The sequence below is a fragment of the Desulfurobacterium sp. genome (assembly GCF_027028515.1).
Taxonomy (GTDB): domain Bacteria; phylum Aquificota; class Aquificia; order Desulfurobacteriales; family Desulfurobacteriaceae; genus Desulfurobacterium_A.
Genome location: NZ_JALVIW010000007.1, coordinates 1 through 17694 on the forward strand (window position 1 = coordinate 1; position 17694 = coordinate 17694).

General features: G+C 37.1%; 17 protein-coding genes and 1 tRNA gene. 17 read left to right on the top strand and 1 reads right to left on the bottom strand.

All coding sequences use genetic code 11. The features are described from left to right. Nucleotides 1–1311, top strand: a 1311-nt coding sequence (gene purF, locus MV676_RS00390; protein ID WP_297444262.1) for an amidophosphoribosyltransferase, incomplete at its 5' end; no start/stop codon positions are given. A gap of 1 nt (nt 1312) precedes the next feature. Here purF and MV676_RS00395 read toward each other — a convergent pair. Beyond that, nucleotides 1313–1389, bottom strand: a tRNA-Arg gene (locus tag MV676_RS00395). A gap of 46 nt (nt 1390–1435) precedes the next feature. Here MV676_RS00395 and MV676_RS00400 point away from each other — a divergent pair. From MV676_RS00400 to MV676_RS00475, 16 genes are all read left to right on the top strand, one after another. Then, nucleotides 1436–1708, top strand: coding sequence for a hypothetical protein (locus MV676_RS00400; protein ID WP_297444263.1), 273 nt, complete (start codon nt 1436–1438; stop codon nt 1706–1708). Beyond that, nucleotides 1705–3615 carry a penicillin-binding protein 2 gene (locus MV676_RS00405; RefSeq protein WP_297444264.1) on the top strand — a complete coding sequence of 637 codons (1911 nt, stop codon included), beginning with the start codon at nt 1705–1707 and terminating at the stop codon, nt 3613–3615. The genes MV676_RS00400 and MV676_RS00405 overlap by 4 nt, the downstream gene beginning before the upstream one ends. A gap of 22 nt (nt 3616–3637) precedes the next feature. After that, nucleotides 3638–5614: a threonine--tRNA ligase gene (gene thrS, locus MV676_RS00410; protein WP_297444265.1), complete on the top strand. Its 1977-nt coding sequence runs from the start codon at nt 3638–3640 to the stop codon at nt 5612–5614. Continuing rightward, nucleotides 5611–6153, top strand: coding sequence for a translation initiation factor IF-3 (infC, locus tag MV676_RS00415; RefSeq protein WP_022846352.1), 543 nt, complete (start codon nt 5611–5613; stop codon nt 6151–6153). Before thrS ends, infC begins: the two co-directional genes overlap by 4 nt. A 55-nt stretch (nt 6154–6208) precedes the next feature. Beyond that, on the top strand, nt 6209–8935 hold the full coding sequence (locus MV676_RS00420; protein WP_297444266.1) for an SMC family ATPase: 2727 nt from the start codon (nt 6209–6211) through the stop codon (nt 8933–8935). Continuing rightward, on the top strand, nt 8935–9087 hold the full coding sequence (locus tag MV676_RS00425) for a hypothetical protein (protein ID WP_297444267.1): 153 nt from the start codon (nt 8935–8937) through the stop codon (nt 9085–9087). Before MV676_RS00420 ends, MV676_RS00425 begins: the two co-directional genes overlap by 1 nt. A gap of 635 nt (nt 9088–9722) precedes the next feature. Then, nucleotides 9723–10028 carry a nucleotidyltransferase domain-containing protein gene (locus MV676_RS00430; protein ID WP_297444268.1) on the top strand — a complete coding sequence of 102 codons (306 nt, stop codon included), beginning with the start codon at nt 9723–9725 and terminating at the stop codon, nt 10026–10028. Beyond that, nucleotides 10025–10480, top strand: a complete 456-nt coding sequence (locus tag MV676_RS00435) for a hypothetical protein (RefSeq protein WP_297444269.1) — start codon at nt 10025–10027, stop codon at nt 10478–10480. Before MV676_RS00430 ends, MV676_RS00435 begins: the two co-directional genes overlap by 4 nt. Before the next feature lie 178 nt (nt 10481–10658). Then, nucleotides 10659–10889, top strand: a complete 231-nt coding sequence (locus MV676_RS00440) for a DUF4258 domain-containing protein (RefSeq protein ID WP_022846314.1) — start codon at nt 10659–10661, stop codon at nt 10887–10889. Beyond that, a complete protein-coding gene (locus MV676_RS00445; RefSeq protein ID WP_022846315.1) occupies nt 10886–11110 on the top strand; it encodes a DUF2283 domain-containing protein in 225 nt (74 codons plus the stop codon). Before MV676_RS00440 ends, MV676_RS00445 begins: the two co-directional genes overlap by 4 nt. Nucleotides 11111–11985: 875 nt before the next feature. After that, the gene (locus MV676_RS00450) at nt 11986–12306 is read left to right on the top strand and encodes a nucleotidyltransferase domain-containing protein (protein ID WP_297444270.1); all 321 of its coding nucleotides are present in this window, start codon (nt 11986–11988) and stop codon (nt 12304–12306) included. Beyond that, a complete protein-coding gene (locus MV676_RS00455) occupies nt 12297–12713 on the top strand; it encodes an HI0074 family nucleotidyltransferase substrate-binding subunit (RefSeq protein WP_297444272.1) in 417 nt (138 codons plus the stop codon). Before MV676_RS00450 ends, MV676_RS00455 begins: the two co-directional genes overlap by 10 nt. A 572-nt stretch (nt 12714–13285) precedes the next feature. Beyond that, a complete protein-coding gene (locus MV676_RS00460; RefSeq protein WP_297444274.1) occupies nt 13286–14731 on the top strand; it encodes a flippase in 1446 nt (481 codons plus the stop codon). After that, nucleotides 14728–15738 (top strand): glycosyltransferase family 1 protein, encoded by a 1011-nt coding sequence (locus tag MV676_RS00465; RefSeq protein ID WP_297444276.1) that lies wholly within the window; start codon nt 14728–14730, stop codon nt 15736–15738. Before MV676_RS00460 ends, MV676_RS00465 begins: the two co-directional genes overlap by 4 nt. After that, nucleotides 15738–16316, top strand: a complete 579-nt coding sequence (locus MV676_RS00470) for a sulfotransferase (protein ID WP_297444278.1) — start codon at nt 15738–15740, stop codon at nt 16314–16316. Before MV676_RS00465 ends, MV676_RS00470 begins: the two co-directional genes overlap by 1 nt. A gap of 9 nt (nt 16317–16325) precedes the next feature. Then, nucleotides 16326–16562: a hypothetical protein gene (locus MV676_RS00475; protein ID WP_297444280.1), complete on the top strand. Its 237-nt coding sequence runs from the start codon at nt 16326–16328 to the stop codon at nt 16560–16562. Nucleotides 16563–17694 lie beyond the last annotated feature (1132 nt).

The window sequence follows — 17694 nt, forward strand, 5'->3', positions numbered from 1 at the left end:
CAACATCGTGGTCAGGAAAGTGCCGGAATAGCGGTATTTGACGGAAATAAAATCGTTTACCACAGAGATTTCGGCCTTGTTTCCAGCGTTTTTTCCCATAGAATTTTTGACGAACTTAAAGGATTCATAGCCGTTGGACACAACAGGTATTCAACATCAGGCGCTTCTGACTCACCTGACAACATACAGCCAATAGTTGTCTCCTCAAGAATCGGAAAATTAGCTATATCCCACAACGGCAACATAGTTAACGCCCTTATGCTCAGGAAAAAACTTGAAGATGAAGGCTCCATCTTCAGAGGCACCACCGACTCAGAAGTTATAGTTCACTTAATAGTTAAGTCAAAAGCTGCTGCGTTTGAAGACAAAATTGTTGATGCTATTACAAAATTAAAAGGTGCTTTTTCTCTCCTTATCATGGCTGACGATAAGCTTGTAGCTGTAAGGGATCCATGGGGATTTAGACCTTTAGTTATGGGAGAGTTAGAAGGTTCTATCGTCTTTGCTTCAGAAACATGTGCCCTTGATTTAGTCGGTGCCAGGTATATCAGAGATGTTGAACCCGGAGAGATGATAATTGTTTCAAAGGATTCCATTAAAACCATCTATCCATTTGAAGGACTTAACTGCCGCCGTTCCCAGTGTATATTTGAATTTGTCTATTTCTCCCGTCCTGATAGTCACATCTTTGGCAAGAGCGTCTATTCTGTAAGGAAAGAATTTGGAAAAACACTTGCAAAAGAAAATCCCGTTGACGCTGATGTGGTCATAGCCGTTCCGGATTCCGGACTTGTTCCAGCTATAGGTTATTCGGAAGAGAGTGGTATTCCATTTCAGCTTGGATTCATCAGGAATCATTATGTTGGGAGAACATTCATTAAACCAACTCAAAAAACAAGGGACATAAGCGTCAAGGTGAAACTGAATCCTGTTCCTGATGTTTTAAAAGGAAAAAGAGTAATTGTTATAGATGACTCAATCGTTAGAGGTACAACAAGCCGGAAAATTGTAAGAATGTTAAAGGAAGCGGGAGCAAAAGAAGTTCACATGAGAATCAGTTCACCACCAACAAGGTGGCCATGTTATTTCGGCATTGATACACCAACCAGGGAGCAACTTATCGCTTCCAACTATACGATCGAAGAAATAGCTAAGTTCATAGAAGCCGATACACTTGCATACCTTTCCCTCGACGGTATGATAAGAGCTGCCGGCGGAAAAGAGTGCGGTTACTGTACAGCCTGTTTTGACGGCAAATACCCTATTGAAATTCCCGAAGAGATTGTTGAACAGGCTAAAAAAGAGAGATAACTGGTGCGCCTGGCGGGATTCGAACCCGCGACACCAGGATCCGGAGTCCTGGGCTCTATCCAGCTGAGCTACAGGCGCGATAGCTTAGATAAAATATAGTTAAACGGGCTGAAGGTGCAACGTGATGTCAAAGTACTTCAATTATGTCAATCTTATTCTCATAATAATGTCACCTTTCCTTTTTATTTTCCTGCTGTTTAAACTTGCACACCTGCGTTCCGTATGTATAATTGAAAAGAGAAAGATAGCAAAAATGATAGAAGAAATACAAAATTTAAAATCTGAGTATAATAATTTACAGATAAAATATTACGAAATTTTAAAACCAGAAACGGTAGACAACGCCACTAAAAAAATGAAATATTTGAAAGAAAATGAGGTTCTATATATAGAATGAGAAAGTTATATTACCATATAGTTAACTTCTTAAACAAAATTTACTATTTCATTAAACCATTCGAAGATGACAGGCTCAATTCTTTTCTTTTTATTTCTATCTTTCTCCTGCTGCTTTTTATACTTCGTCTCCTGAATTTGTGCTACTTTGATAAATCAAAATACCTGACATTCCTTCAAAGGCAGTACACAGGAAAACTTACCCTGCGGTCTGAAAGGGGAGAAATCTTTGATAGAAACGGAATTCCTTTAGCAGTAAGTAAGAAAACGTGCTCTTTTTACATAAGACCAAAGCTGATAAAAGACAAAAAATTATTTCAGACTATCTTCCTGAATATATTTGGTAACGAAACGGGAATTACAAAATCTGACCTTAAAAAAGCCTTTTCTAAAAATGAAAAATTTGCCTGGTTAAAGAAAAACATAGATGGTGACATTAACCACCTGAGAAAGGAAGCTGCAGCGGTAATAAAAGAGTATATGGAAAAAAGTCACCAGATGAAGCCAAAGCTGTTTGATTTGATAGGAGTAATGCCTGAGTTTGAGCGAGTCCATCCGTACGGTGTCGGTTCTTCTGTCGTCGGTGTTTTGAACTCATCAGGTAAAGGCATCAGCGGGCTTGAGCTTTATCTTGAGAAACACAAAATCATCCTCGGTGATAAAATTATAATTCCAGCCTTAAAGGACGCCAGAGGAAATCTATACGTTAACGATCCAGACGCACTCTTTTTATCATACAAAAAGGGAAATAACGTGGTTCTTACTATTGATGCCAACATCCAGTACATAGTAGAAAAAATCATTAAAAAATATGCAAAAAAGTGGCATCCAAACTTCATAAATGTTGTAGTAATGAACCCTAAAACCGGTGACATCATTGCGGCTGCATCATATCCATTCTACAAGTACGGAACAAAACGGGGTAAACACTTTATATCAGAAATAAATCCCCGCTTCATAAGTGCCCCTTACGAACCCGGTTCTGTAATAAAACCATTCGTTCTTGCCGCAGCAATAAACGAAGGACTTGTAACACCAATGACGCCCATAAAAGTACCTGCCAATTACAGGGTTGACGATAAAGTCTTTCATAACGAATTTCACGGTGAAAACGTTACCCTGGCTGCTTGGGAAGTTATCAAGTATTCGGATAACGTTGGAATCATAAAGATAGCTCAAAAATTAGGGAAAAAGAGGTACTACAACTACTTGAAAGCCTTTGGTTTTGGCCAGAAAACAGGAGTGGAAATAGCTGGCGAATCTATTTATCCTTTGAGAAATTATAAAAAGTGGAAAAACGTAGATTTTGCCACACTTGCTTTTGGACACAACATAATGGTTAACACGCTTCAGTTAGCCACAGCCTACTGCGCCCTTGTTAACGGAGGATATCTCTATAAACCAAGAATTATCGCAAAGATCATCAACGACAAAGGCGATGTAATCAAAGACTTTCCGGCAATAAGGATAAGACAGGTTATAAAACCGTGGGTTTCTAAAGAGATGAGAAGAGTTCTGGCTACGGTTGTCGAAGGTGGAACCGGAACGAACACAAAGATGGAAAACTTCTACATAGGTGGCAAAACCGGAACCGCAATTAAATATGACCCGAGGATAAGGGCTTACAACAGGAATAAGATTACGGCAACGTTCGCCGGCGCCTTTCCACTTACAGATCCGGATTTTGTTATGGTTGTTACCGTTGATGAACCGAAAGTCCCGAAAAATAAGCTGTGGGCAAGTGACATAGCGGTTCCTGTGTTTAAAGAAATAGCTGAGAGGATTTTACTCTATGAGAGAGAAAAACCCGATAAGTACAAGTATTTCTTCGTTGGCGATAAAATGGAACGGAAACCTATTAATCAGGATTTCCCATATAAGAAAGGTTATCGTAAAATAGACAGGTAATTTTTTGAGCGGGAGTAGAGAGATGATAGAGATAAGACTGCCTGACGGTAGCGTAATGGAAGTTGAAGAAGGTGTAACGGTAAAGGAAATTGCGGGCAAAATTGCTAAAAGTCTTGAAAAGAATGCAGTTGGAGCTGTTTTTAACGGCGAATTGATAGATACATTAACACCCATAAAGGTGAGCGGTGACATAAAAATAATAACTTCTAAAGATGAAGAATCCCTTCACATTTTAAGACACAGTGCGTCACATGTTCTTGCGAAGGCAGTAAAGAAAATTTACGGAGACGACAGCGTTAAACTTGCAATAGGTCCTTCAACAGAAGAAGGCTTTTACTACGATTTTGACCTTCCTGAAACAATCTCTGAAGAGGACCTTGGAAAGATAGAAGAAGAAATGGCTAAAATCATTAAAGAAAAAGAGCCTTTTAAGAGAGAGGTTGTTTCAAGAGAAAAAGCTTTAGAACTATTTAAGAATGAACCTTACAAGATTGAACTCATAAATGAACTTCCTGAAGATGCCGAAATTACCATTTACTGGCTCGGTGAGGATTTCTACGATCTCTGCCGCGGTCCTCATGTTGAACATGCTGGAATGATAAAAGCTTTCAAACTTCTTTCCTTAGCTGGCGCTTACTGGCGTGGCGATTCACGCAATAAGATGCTTCAGCGTATTTATGGTACAGCTTTCTGGAAAAAAAGCCAGCTTGATGATTATCTTCACAGACTTGAAGAAGCCAAAAAGAGAGACCACAGAATTTTAGGAAAGCAACTTGACCTCTTTTCAATTCACGAAGAGGCAGGACCTGGACTGGTTTTCTGGCACCCTAACGGTGCAATACTGCGCCAGACCATAGAAGCCTGGGCTGAAGAGGAACACAGAAAGCGCGGATACGAGAGAGTTTACACACCCCATCTTATGAAGGCCGAACTGTGGAAAACATCCGGTCACTATGATTTTTACAAGGAAAACATGTTCTTTGTTCCCGTGGTGGAACATGATGAGGATGAAAAACTTGGAAACGAAGAAATTCCTCTAACGCCTGAAGAGATAGAAAGGGCAAATTGGTATGCAGTAAAGCCCATGAACTGTCCGGCACATATACTCATATACAAGTCACAACCAAGGTCTTACAGAGACCTTCCTATAAGGTATTTTGAGTTTGGTACGGTTTACAGGTACGAAAAGAGCGGTTCCCTTCACGGTCTTCTGAGGGTTAGAGGTTTCACACAGGACGATGGTCACATATTCTGCCGCCCTGATCAGCTTAAAGAGGAGATCCAATCAGTCCTTGATTACGTCATGGAACTTCTCTCAACATTTAAGCTTGACTATGTCATAAACATAGGAACAAAGCCAGAAAAGTACATCGGTACAGACGAGCAGTGGGAACACGCAACAAACAGCCTTATAGAAGCTTTGAGAGAGAGAGGTTTTGACTACAACATCGTTGAAGGAGACGGCGCCTTCTACGGTCCAAAAATAGATATAGCCGTTCTTGACGCCATAGGTAGAAAGTGGGACGGCCCTACAATTCAAGTTGACTTTAACCTTCCGGAAAGGTTTGACGTCCACTACGTTGATAGAGACGGTGAGAAAAAGCGTCCCGTTCTTGTTCACAGGGCTATTATGGGAAGCGTGGAAAGGTTTATTGGTCTTCTTATAGAACACTATGCAGGACTTTTCCCGCTCTGGCTTGCACCTGTTCAGGCAGTCATTATTCCTGTAAGTGACAAGTACATAGATTATGCTGACGAGGTTTACAAAAAGCTTAAAAAAGCAGGAATAAGGGTGAAACTTGACGATGAAAGTGGAAAGGTAGGATTCAAGATAAGAAAGGCTGAAGTTCAGAAGATCCCTTACATGCTCATTGTCGGACAGAAAGAACGAGAAAGCAACACTGTTTCTGTCAGAAGTAAAAAAGAGGGTGACATCGGTTCAATGCCCCTTGATAAACTCGTTGACAGGCTAAAATTTGAGATAGAAAACAAAATTTGAAGGAGGGAGCCATAAGTAAGAAAGCAGAAAAAACAAGGGTAAACGAGGCTATCAGAGCAAGAGAGGTTCTCGTTATCGGTGCTGACGGAGAAAAGCTTGGAGTCATGCCAACTCTTAAAGCACTTCAACTTGCAAAGGAACAGGGACTTGATCTTGTCGAAGTGGCACCAAACGCAAAGCCGCCGGTTTGCAGGATTATGGACTACGGTAAATACAAGTATCAGCAGCAGAAGAAGGCACAGGAAGCGAAAAAGAAACAGAAAACCATAGAAGTTAAAGAGGTTAAGCTCAGACCGAGAACAGATGAGCATGATATAAACGTCCGTATAAAACAGACGCGGCGTTTCCTTGAAAAGGGTAACAAGGTAAAAGTTGTCATCATGTTTAGAGGAAGGGAACAGGCTCACCTTGAGCTTGGATACGCCCAGCTTGATAAGATTTACAAAGCTGTTGAAGACCTTGCCCAGATAGAAAGGAAGCCGAAGAAAGAAGGTAGAGACATGTTCATGATACTTGCACCTAAGAAAGATAAAAAATAATCACCCCTTTTACTTTTACAGCCGGCGTGCGCCGGCTTTGTTCTATGGAGATGGTATGCTGCGGCTAAGACATCTAAACCTTGAAGGATTTCTCTCCCATAAAAATACGGATCTTCCCTTTGAGGACACGTCTTACATCATTATCGGGTCTAACGCTTCCGGTAAGACAAGCATCCTTCGCGGCATTTTCTTCGGCCTCTTCGGCGAGGATATCGTTTTTGGAAGGAGAAATCTGCTCAACCTTGTAAACAGAGAAAAATCTTCTGCAAAGATCACTCTTTCATTTTTAACCGGCGGCAGAGAGTACACCGTAGTCAGGAAGATTACACCAAAAGGCGCTCAGTCTGTTGAGCTTTTCAGGGACGGAAACAAACTTGCCATGGGCGTTAAGGTTTGTGAAGAGGTTTTAAGAAAAGAGTTAGGCCTTGAACCAGAAATTTTTAAAAATACCGTTTACGTTCCTCAGGGAGAACTTGTTACGTTTCTTGAAGGAACACCAAAGGCAAGGAGAGAAATCCTTAACCGCCTCTTCGGCTTAGAGGAAATAGCCAAAAAGCACGAAACCATAAAAGCTTTTGCAAAACAGATCGAGGTTGAATTCAGCAAGTTTGAATTTCAGCTTCAGCAACTTGAAAACCTGCAGAAAAAGATAATCTCTATTGAAGAGGAAATAAAAGAGCTCGAACGTCAGATAGCAGAAGAAGAAAAAGAAACAATTGAAATGAAAAACCTCCTCTCTCAGCAGCAAAAGGTATTAAAAAGTTTTGAAGAGAAAAAGAGCAGAGTTGAAGCAGTTGAAAAGGAAAAAAGGATATATCAGGAACAGCTTCAAAAGGTCATTTCTGAAATAGAAAAGAAGAAAAAGAAACTGTCCGTTATGGAAGTAGAGGAAAAGAAACTCCCTATGCTAAAGGAAAAGGTGAAACTGCTTCCGGTTCTAAAAGAGATTGAAGATAAAGTATCACAGTTAAAACTTCTGATTGAAAAGAAAAAGAACCTTGAGGAAGGGAAAAAGAGATTTGAGCTTTTAAAGAGGGAATTTTCAAAGAAAAAAGAACGTTTAAAAATGGTTGAAAGGGAGCTTTCTGAAGCTGCTTTAAAACTTAAAGAAGCAGAAAATGTTTACAAGCAAAAAGTTAATATTTACGAATCCTTAAAAATTTCAAAATCTAAACATGAAAGTCTAAGTGAGAAGTTGTCCTATCTTAAAAAAGAGATAGAAAAGAGAGAAGAGAGATTCAAAAAACTGCCGGCTGTTGATTTAGAGAGTTTAAAAGGACTGATTTCGGAAACTGACAGGGAAATTTCGTCTGTTGAAAAACAGATAGCAGAAACAGAATCACTTATAAAAATGCACAGGGAACGTCTTGAAAAACTTGAAAGTAAAAATATTAACACCTGTCCTATTTGTGGAAGCAAACTTACAGCAGATAAAATAAAAAATCTCATTTCAGAGTCTTCCTCTTTTATAGAAAAGCATAAAGGTACAGTAAAAACACTGCAGAACAAATTAAAGAATCTCAAACTTAAGAAAAAAAGAGAGGAAGAAAATCTAAAAGAGGCAATAGTTTCGCTGAAAGAGAGAGAAAACCTTGAGAAAGAACTTATATCTCTAAAAGAAGAGAGAGATGCTGTTCAAAAAGAACTTGCCAGCCTGAAATTTTCTTATGAAACTTTTGAATCCATTGAAAAAGAAGTTGAATCAATGAAAGAGACAGTTCTATCTTTAAAAAGCTTCATTTCCTCTTTAAACGGTGAAATGTCCCGCCTTAAACCTGAAATAGAAAATATAGAGGAAGAGTTAAAATCCTTTGATGCTGACCAGGTTGCTAAAAACATAGGTGCGGTTGACGAAAGAACAGCAAACCTTAAAGCTTCCATTTCAGAACTAAAAAGTAGATTTAATATAGATGTTAAAAGCGGCAAGGAATTAAAAAAGGCAATAGAAGAGATTGAAGCAAACAGAAGAGAAATAGAGAGAATAACCGCCTACCTTGAAGCCCGACCGGAAATAGAGCAGGAAATAGAACTTCTCTCTAAAGAACTTGAAACTTTAAAAGAAAAGTTGAAAAACTGTGAAGAAAAGATAAAGGACATCGGCTACGACGAAAGAGAACATGAAACGATCAAAAAAACAGTGGAAGATAGCGAAGAAAAACTTTCAGAAGCCTTAAAAGCTTTAAATCAAAAGAGAGGAACTTTAATGGAGAAAAGAGAAACACTCGCAGCGACAAAAAAAGAGATAGAAGAACTCCTTCAGGTAAAGGATAGAATAAAGGTTTTAAAGAGCGCTTACGACGTTATAAAACAGGTAGAAGCTGGATTTCACCCTTCCACGGGATTTGTGACAGAACTAAGGCAACAACTTCTTCCGGAAATAGCCAGCATCTGCAAAAACATATTTTCTGAATTTAACTTCGACTTTAGTGAAATAACAATAAGTGAAGATTTAACGGTAGAATTTGGTATTCCGGGACAGGGTGTTGTTACTCTTGATCAACTCTCTGGAGGACAAAAAGTTGCCTTTGCCCTTGCCCTTCGGTTTGCCCTGGCAAGGAAATTCATGTCAAAGTTTGAACTGCTTATACTTGATGAACCTACGATTCACCTTGACGATGAAAGAAAGAGAGAGCTTGCCGACATACTGCTTGATTTAAAAGGAAAAATTCCACAGATGGTTGTTGTAACACACGATCCGGAACTTGAAATTGCAGGTGATAAAATTATACGTGTTGAAAAGACAGCAAACGGTTCAACAATAAAACTTGCAGAAGGTGAGTGATGACAAAGAAGAGCAAGATAAAAACAGCCATACAGGTTTTTTCCATTATTCTGTTGGTGCGGGATGCCATGATTTTCTACAAGAAAAACAAGAAATCAATACAGACAATATACAAAGCCGGTAAGAAACTTCTTCAGAAGAAGAGAACATAACCTTTGAAAAGAGGGGGACATTCCCCCCTCCAAATTAGAATCTCACGTTCATCGTAATTTCGCCTTTTGTTCCGGTTGCATCTACATTTGTTAAAGTGTAGGACTTGTCAGGCATAATCACGTGAACGCCGGCTAAGAAGGAAACATTCTGTATATATATAAAGCGGTAAATTTTTTCCGGAGAAAGAAATAACCGTTTATTATAAAGTGATAGATAGAGAAGTCATTGTTCTAATTGTTATAGCACGGCATGGAAAGTTTTCTAGAACAGAAGAAAAAATATTAGATTTGAATATGACGAAAAAAGAGACTTACTGTATATACGCTTTGGGAACCGGGAACAAAAGTATTCAAAACTTTTGCCGTTACACCTGGAGTTTGCGTTGACGTGGGTGAAAAGATAGAATTTACCTTCCCGGCATTGTCGGTAAAGAAAGCAGCCGGCCAATGAAAGCAAACGAATCTCACATGCAGTGCTTTACTAAATTCCTTTCTGAACTATTCTCTCGTCATTCTGAGCGTCAGCGAAAAATCCGTCGTGAAGGATTTTCCTCACCCCATGAACAATTTCCACTCAGGTAATATATTTAATAACGTAATTATTTATCAGAACTTGATTAAGGAGTTAAAATATAATGCTAACAACGGAAAGAAAAGTTAGGTTGACGGATAAAGAAATTACGAAGATAAAGGAAGCTATTTTATCTGTGGATCCCACCGCCGAAATTATCCTTTTTGGCAGTAGAACGGATTTGAGTAAAAGGGGAGGTGATATAGATATTCTTGTTATCTCTTCAAAGATTGACTACAAAGATAGAAGAAGAATAAGAGTTAATCTCTTTAAAGAATTGGGTGACAGGAAAATAGACCTGATCATTACCCCTGATCCTTCTAAAGATGTTTTTACGAAACTTGCTTACAAGTACGGAGTTAAATTGTGAACATTGAAGAGAGAAAAGAGGTATTTTGTCAAAACTTGAAGCTTCTCAATAAGAGTATATACTGGCTGAAAAGATCCATTCAGAGAGTTAAGGCTGCCGGAAATTTCGAGAATCCTTCAGAAGAGCAACTTGAGATAATAGAAGCATTAATGAATAGATACTCCAGAGCGGTTGACATACTTATCAGCAAGGTATTGAGAAGCCTGGATTATCTGGAACTTGAGGAAATCAATAGAAAACTTGATATCGTAATAAGAGCCGAAAAAAGGGGGTTCGTGGAGGATTACAACATTCTTATAGAGATGAAAGATTTGAGAAATGAACTTGCACATGAATATCTGGAAGAGCGTTTGAGGGACAGATTGGAGGAGGTAATAGAAAAGAGTAAAAAATTGTTTGAAGTGGCGGATGAGATAAACCGCTATGTTCGGAAGTTGAAATATTGTGAGTGAATGTAATACTTGGTTGAAAAGATTACTGAATTATGAAGATCAAATTAAAGGAAGCAGTATGTGCAGTTGTTGTAACCCACAACAGGAAAAACCTTTTAATGGAATGTTTAGAAGTATCGCTATTATGATATGGACAATGTAGTTAAAAGTGCATTAGAAGTTTTGAGGAAAAGGTAAAATGAGAATAAAATTTTCTCGGCATGCAAAACGGCGGGCTAAACTATATAGACTTTCTCTGTTAGCTATTGAAAATGTTCTAAAAAAGGAAAATTTATCTCTTGGAAAACATGAAATTGTAGAAGAGATGGAAGGACATAAATTTCCAATAAAAATTGTAGTTAGCGTGGAAGAGGATACAGTAATAGTGATTACTGCTTATCCTTTAAAAAGGAGGAAAAAGAAGAGATGAAAGTTTATTATGACAAAGAGGTAGATGCACTTTACATCAAACTAAGTAATGAAAAGCCGGATGGAGTGATAGAAATTATAGAAGGAGTAAATCTTGATACTACACCAAATGGTAAGATAGTGGGAATAGAGATTTTAGATGCTTCTAAGAAAATAGATTTGAAAACAATTCTAAATTACTCTTTAGCTATAAATGAAAAAGACCTGGCGAAAATTTTTTGATAAATAGAAGGTTAGTTAGGATTAGAGGTAAATGGCTGAAGGCATGAGGCTGAAGAAGGTGAACTGTGAATGGTAAACAATGGAAGGTAGAAGGGCTGAAGGTGTAAGGCGAGGGAATTTTTATGCGAGTGAAACAAAGTAACGCCTTTAAAGGATTGCCTCAAGAGGCAATAGATATAATTTCTCTTTTGAGAAAAAATAAGGCGTATATAAAATCTAAATTTCACGTAAAAAAATTGGCATTTTTGGTTCATTCTTTTAAGGTTATAGAAAGTGCGAGTAGCCAGTCGGTAGAAAGATAATGTGAACCGTGAATGATGAGCTGTGAAACGGGAGCAGAGATGTTTGATGAAAAGACGAGAAATAGCTTTAGGAAATAAAGTGACCTCACTGCAGTCATTCTGAGCACTTCTTTTCTGTCATTCTGAGCGCAAGCGAAGAATCTCTCACACGAACCCAGCGAAGAATCTTATAGATCCTTCGGACTCTGTCCTCAGGATGACGCAAAACAAAAAGTCATTCTGAGGCGCCCCGCGCCGAAGAATCTCTCCCTTACTCCCTTAAATTTTATAAGCCTTTAAATTAGAGATAGATTAAAAAGCGATTGAATCAACCGAAAATAAGTTGCTAAAATTGCTGAAAATCAAATTTTGTGAGGGGAAAAATGCAGGTATTTGATGTTAAAACAATGACAGTATTTCCGTATGAAGAACGGAGCAAGAATGTATTTTACCGAAGTTAACCAGTTTGTTATAATACACTTTACAGGTTTTGAGCGGTAGCGCAGACTTTTCATTTGATAGTTATAATTTGGGTAAATTTCGAAGTAATGCTTATGAAAGTTTGCGTTTCCTTAATTTCTAGGAGAGCGTGTTGTGATTAAAGATAATGAAATTTTAGACAGTTCCCGTCTAAAATTAGAAACAATAAAAGATTTGGAGAATTTCCTGAGAAAATTTTTTAAAAACGAGAAAGTAGGAATATATCTATTTGGTTCACGTGCAAGGGGAGATAATGCTCCTTTTTCAGATGTTGATATCGGATTTATAGCGGATAAAGATATATCAGATAAACTAATCATGCTAAAAGAAATTCTGGAAGAAAGCAATTTCCCCTATAAAGTCGATTTAGTGGATCTGTCTTCAAGCAGGGAACTTCTAAAAGTTGTCTTAAGAGAGGGTAAAAAATGGCTTTAGAAAAGCTTGTAGAAGATTTTGAAAAAGCTTTAGAAAGGCTGAGAGAAGCTTACTTGAGAACGAAAAATTCAGATAAAAATGATTACTATTTTTTTAGAGATAGTGCCGTTCAGAGGTTTGAATTCACTGTTGAAATCTTCTGGAAGTGCATTAAATCTTACTTAAGAGAGATTGAAGGAATTGAATGTAGAAGCCCTAAATCTTGCATAAGGGAGTTTTTCTCTGCAGGTCACTTGAACGAAGAGGAAACAATTCTTCTCCTTAAAATGATAGATGACAGAAATTTAACTTCCCATACGTATAGAGAAGAAGTAGCTGAACGGCTATTTTCAAAACTTGAGAAGTACATAATTCAACTGGAAAAGGTGCTTTTAGATTTACGAAGACATGTGAAGGACAAAGAATGATAATGAAATGAAGATTTTTCTAAAATGTACATAATCATCCTCAACTACAGCGATTGAGTGTCTGGAGAGTGCAAAGGAGCATATTACGAGAGAGGAATCCACTTTTCAGAGTTAACCAGTTTGTTATAATACACCTTAGAAGTTTTGAGCGGTAGCCTCGGATTTTTATTGGAAAATTAGAATGGAATCATAGTTGCTGCTTAAAACGGTCATCTTTCCCGTCATCCTGAGGTGCCCTTCCTGTCATTCTGAGCCCTTCTCCCTTTCCGTCATTCTGAGCCCTTTTTCTGTCATTCTGAGCGAAGCGAAGAATCTCATAGATCCTTCGGACTCTGTCCTCAGGATGACACAAAACAAAAAGTCATTCTGAGGCGCCCTGCGCCGAAGAATCTCAACAAACCTTTAAAGTTTCACCATCAGAATGACAAAAGAAAATGTCGTCCTAAGCACCTCTCCCCGTCATTCTGAGCGCCCATTCCTGTCATTCTGAGCGCAAGCGAAGAATCTCTTTCATCAACGAAAACAGACATGCTAAAATACGCTCACCACACAACAGACCCATAGGAAAACAGATGATAACAAGACTCAAACGCAAACTCCAAAGTAAACTAAATTCAGATATCCACTTCGCCGAACTGGTAAAGGGTGCAGGTACAGCTTTTGGATTTAGGATTCTTGGAATAGTTTTTGGTTATCTTTTTACCCTGCTTGTTACGAGAACTTTAAGTGCCAGGGCGTGGGGGATTTTTGCCCTGTGCCTTGTTGTTCTTCAAATCTCATCTGTTGTCGGTCGTCTTGGAATGGATACAGCCCTTTTAAGATTCACGGCGGAATATACAGCAAAAGAAAGACCAGACATTTTAAAAGGCATTTACAAAAAGGCTTTAACGCTTGTAATTCCTTTTTCAATAATGGTTGCTGTTTCTGTCTATTTTATATCGCCTGTTCTGGCGTCAGCTGTTTTCAAAAAACCTTACCTTACACCTTACTTTCACATAATTTCCTTTGCTATAGTACCATTTGTTCTTCTATGGATTCACAGGGAAAGTATAAGAGGACTGAAAAAAATAAAACAGTATATGCTTTTACAGCAAACTGGTATATCCGGAATAGCTCTTATACTTTTTACTGCTGGAATATATCTGATCGGCAGAAATGTTGAACTGCCAATATTTTCATATGTAACCGCAATTGTAGTTTTATCTATTATTGCATTTCTAATGTGGAAAAAGTACTTATATTATTTCTGTTATTCTAAGTTGCTTCACGCCGGAGAATCTCCAGTTCCGTGTCATTCTGAGCGAAGCGAAGAATCTCCCCACCCTCTACGTCATTCTGAGGCATCCTGCGCCGAAGAATTTCTATTCTCATACAAGGCCTTACTTTCTGTTTCTATTCCCATGCTTTTATCAAGTTCTTTAGCTTTGATTATGGGTTGGACAGATACTGTAATGCTCGGAATGTTTAGAAGTGCTCAGGAAGTTGGCGTTTATAACGTTGCACTTAGAGTTTCAATGATAACAAGCATTACACTAATGGCAATAAATACCATTGCAGCTCCAAAATTTGCTGAATTCTGGGGAAAGGGAGACATAAAAGGTCTTGCAAAGGTTGCTCAGCAGTCAACGAAGTTAATATTCTGGACTTCTTTCCCGATATTGCTGTTATTTTTAATTTTTCCAAAGCCTATACTTGGGATATTTGGAGAAGAGTTTAAAGCAGGAGCTGTAGCCTTGATGATTTTGACAATTGGACAATTTGTAAATGTTACTACTGGTTCGGTAGGGTATCTTCTTAATATGACGTCTTATGAGAAGATTATATTTGGAATATGGACTATTAGTGCAGTAATAGTAGTATTAGCAAACCTTATTTTAGTTCCTTTTTATGGAATAAATGGAGCTGCTTTTTCCACTTTACTTTCTCATATCTGGTCGAGTTTGGCTGCTTTAATTTTTGTTAGAAGAAAACTGGGTTTTTGGAACTTGCCTTATGTAGTGAGGAGGAAGAATTGTTGAAATTAGCCATTTTTAAACCCCACAGAATGCCTCTTAGTATAGCAAACTATATAGATAACGTTTTAGAAAATTTTCCTGAATATGTTAAATTTTACTTCTTTTTTACTAAAGAAGAAATAAGAAATTTGAGAGATGAAGTAGATATTTATTGGTTTCCGAACTGTGCAGGTGGTAGCTTTCCTTCTGTAAGACTTTTGACTTTAATAGAAGATGAAAAGGTAGTTGTAACATTACATGGAGCTGCTCCCTTTACTGTGAGTCCGAGGATTTACTATCCAACTGTGAAATCTTTGATAAAAGGGGAACTTTACAAATGGATGCATTTTATGAAGTGGCAGATTTATAAGGATAGAATTTCTAAAATAATAACCGTTTCTAACTATGCTAAAGAGGAGATATGTAGTAAGTTGCTTTTACCGAAAGATAAAGTTTGTCCTATATATCATGGAGTGAACTTGAATATTTTTAACGAATATGGATCAATGCTGGGGCAAGGCGATTATTTCCTCCATGTGTCTCAATATCAGCCTAAAAAAAATGTAGATAGAATTATAGAAGCTTATATTAAAATTCCAGAACCTAAAGCTAAGTTTGTGTTGGTGCTTCCTGGTTATAAGAAAGAGATTAAGAATGAAAATATAGTGCTTATAAAAGCACCTAAAACTCACGGGGAACTTGCAGTTCTTTATCGTAATGCGATTGCTTTTGTATTTCCTTCTTTGCATGAAAGTTTTGGTATGTCTATTCTTGAGGCTATGGCTTGCGGATGTCCTGTAATAACCTCAAATATATCGGCTTGTGCTGAAATTGCGGGAAATGCCGCTTTGCTTGTTAATCCGTATTCTATAGGAGAGATATCAAATGCTATGCGGAGGTTAATGGAAGATAGTCAACTAAGGAAAGACTTATCTGAAAGAGGTATAAAAAGAGCTAAGAAATTTACTTGGAAAGAAAGTGCGATGAACCATTTGAAAGTTTTTGAAGGAATACTAAAGGGGATTAAGTAATGAGAAGACCACTTGTTATAATCATTGGCATGCATAGATCTGGAACTTCCATGCTTTCCCGTATTCTTGGAAAACTTGGGATATTTATGGGGTGGAAAAAGGAACAAAATAATGAAGCCTTATTTTTTCTAAGATTCAATGATTGGGTTCTAAAACAAGCACATGCTTCATGGGATAATCCTTACAATTACACACTGGCAGGGCCGGATTTTAGAGAGTTAATGACAGAACTCGCCAATAAGTATATAAAAAGTATAAGAAGAGTACAGTACCTGGGATTTCCTGACTTCTTTAAATACAGAAGTTTAAAAGAACTGGATTTCCCGTGGGGATGGAAAGATCCGAGAAATACATTTACTCTTGATATATGGTTGAAAGTCTTTCCTAATGCAAAAATTATTCATATATACCGTAATCCTATAGATGTTGCAGAAAGTTTGAGAAAAAGGACCTTAAAATATAGGAAAAATTTTGAATGGAATTTTAAAAAAAATGTCAAGTTATTATTAACAAGGGGATATATAGGATATGGAAATTCCGTTAGAGTGGAAAATATTTTGGAAGGAATTAAGCTCTGAAAAGAATATGTGTCTCATGTCTTTAAATTAGAACAAGACTATGATTTAGAGATTTTGCATGTAAAATATGAAGAATTTTTGGGGAATCCTGTTGAGAATATAAAAAGCATTCTAAATGAAATAAATTTGAGCTTTACAGAAGAAGAGATAAAGATGGCAGTAGGTGATATTAATCCTAACAGAAAATATGCTTTTCTTTCCGATAAGAATTTAGTTAAAATTTATGAAAATATTAAAGAAGATTAGCTATTGTGTAAGTTGGGTTATAATGAATTGGAGATTTGATTGTTTGATATACTTATAATCGGTTTATACGATAACTCTAGACTACAACGTCTGGTCAGATACAATTGGATGGTTAGAGGATGTGAGGATGTAAGGAATGAGATTCATAGGCAATAACTTTATAAAGCGCTATATTAAATTAAATAAGGTATAGAAATATGTCCAAAAATGAAGGTTCTGTAGATCAAAAGAGAAAGGTTATAAAGACGATATGCTAAGGCTTAGCTTGATAAAATTGTATTTTATAGGTGATAGCATAAAATTTAGAAGTGCCAATGGTAATTTCGACTATGATATGTGGTCTCCTTTAAATTTAAATGTTCCTAGATGAGCTATAACATATGATTGGTGGTTGGCTTTGGTTGCATCTGCTTTTGCGAATACTTCTTATGTGGAAGAATCACTAATCTTATATAGGCAACATGGGACCAATGATGCGGGAGCCAGAAGGTGGAATCTTAAGTTTATCCTGGGTAGAATTATATACGAAAGATATGTTCTTCAATCTTTACAGAAAATCTTTGTACAAGCTGAAGATTTCAGAAAAAAATATAAAAATATTTTAGATACTGAAGTGTTAAAGATTCTAGATGTTTTTTTATTTATACCGAAATTGATTACATTTTTGGGCTTAAAATAATTTCAAAATGTAGGTTTTTTAAAACCGGTCTTCTTAGGAATATAGCTGTTGGAGGAGCTTTGAGGTATGTTTAGCATTCTGAATCCGTTTGTCTTATTTGTTCTTGTATGGCTATTGATGTTAATAACCTACTTTTTGCAGATTTCGTGTTTTATGGTGCCCAAGTATACCTTACTTTTTCTTGTGTTTTTTATCTCAGTATTATGTTTTTTATTTGGGTATCTTTTTTGCCGTATAATTTTTGAAATTTCTGATTTTAATATATGTAGAAATTTGATTAAGTCTCAAAGTGGCAAAGTGAGAGTTAATAGATTAATTGTTTCTTCGATCAAATTAAGATTAGTTTATATTATATTATTTATAATTATATTTCTAATAGTTTTTTTGAATTTTATAATGTTTAGAAATCCTCCAATATTAGGATTTTTTGGAAAAAGAGTAGCTTTTAATTAC

Excerpts from the sequence above, each read along its gene's own strand:
- MV676_RS00400 (WP_297444263.1), top strand. The coding sequence starts at position 1,436 with ATGTCAAAGTACTTCAATTATGTCAATCTTATTCTCATAATAATGTCA.
- MV676_RS00405 (WP_297444264.1), top strand. The coding sequence starts at position 1,705 with ATGAGAAAGTTATATTACCATATAGTTAACTTCTTAAACAAAATTTAC.
- thrS (WP_297444265.1), top strand. The coding sequence starts at position 3,638 with ATGATAGAGATAAGACTGCCTGACGGTAGCGTAATGGAAGTTGAAGAA.
- MV676_RS00420 (WP_297444266.1), top strand. The coding sequence starts at position 6,209 with ATGCTGCGGCTAAGACATCTAAACCTTGAAGGATTTCTCTCCCATAAA.
- MV676_RS00425 (WP_297444267.1), top strand. The coding sequence starts at position 8,935 with ATGACAAAGAAGAGCAAGATAAAAACAGCCATACAGGTTTTTTCCATT.
- MV676_RS00430 (WP_297444268.1), top strand. The coding sequence starts at position 9,723 with ATGCTAACAACGGAAAGAAAAGTTAGGTTGACGGATAAAGAAATTACG.
- MV676_RS00440 (WP_022846314.1), top strand. The coding sequence starts at position 10,659 with ATGAGAATAAAATTTTCTCGGCATGCAAAACGGCGGGCTAAACTATAT.
- MV676_RS00445 (WP_022846315.1), top strand. The coding sequence starts at position 10,886 with ATGAAAGTTTATTATGACAAAGAGGTAGATGCACTTTACATCAAACTA.
- MV676_RS00455 (WP_297444272.1), top strand. The coding sequence starts at position 12,297 with ATGGCTTTAGAAAAGCTTGTAGAAGATTTTGAAAAAGCTTTAGAAAGG.
- MV676_RS00460 (WP_297444274.1), top strand. The coding sequence starts at position 13,286 with ATGATAACAAGACTCAAACGCAAACTCCAAAGTAAACTAAATTCAGAT.
- MV676_RS00470 (WP_297444278.1), top strand. The coding sequence starts at position 15,738 with ATGAGAAGACCACTTGTTATAATCATTGGCATGCATAGATCTGGAACT.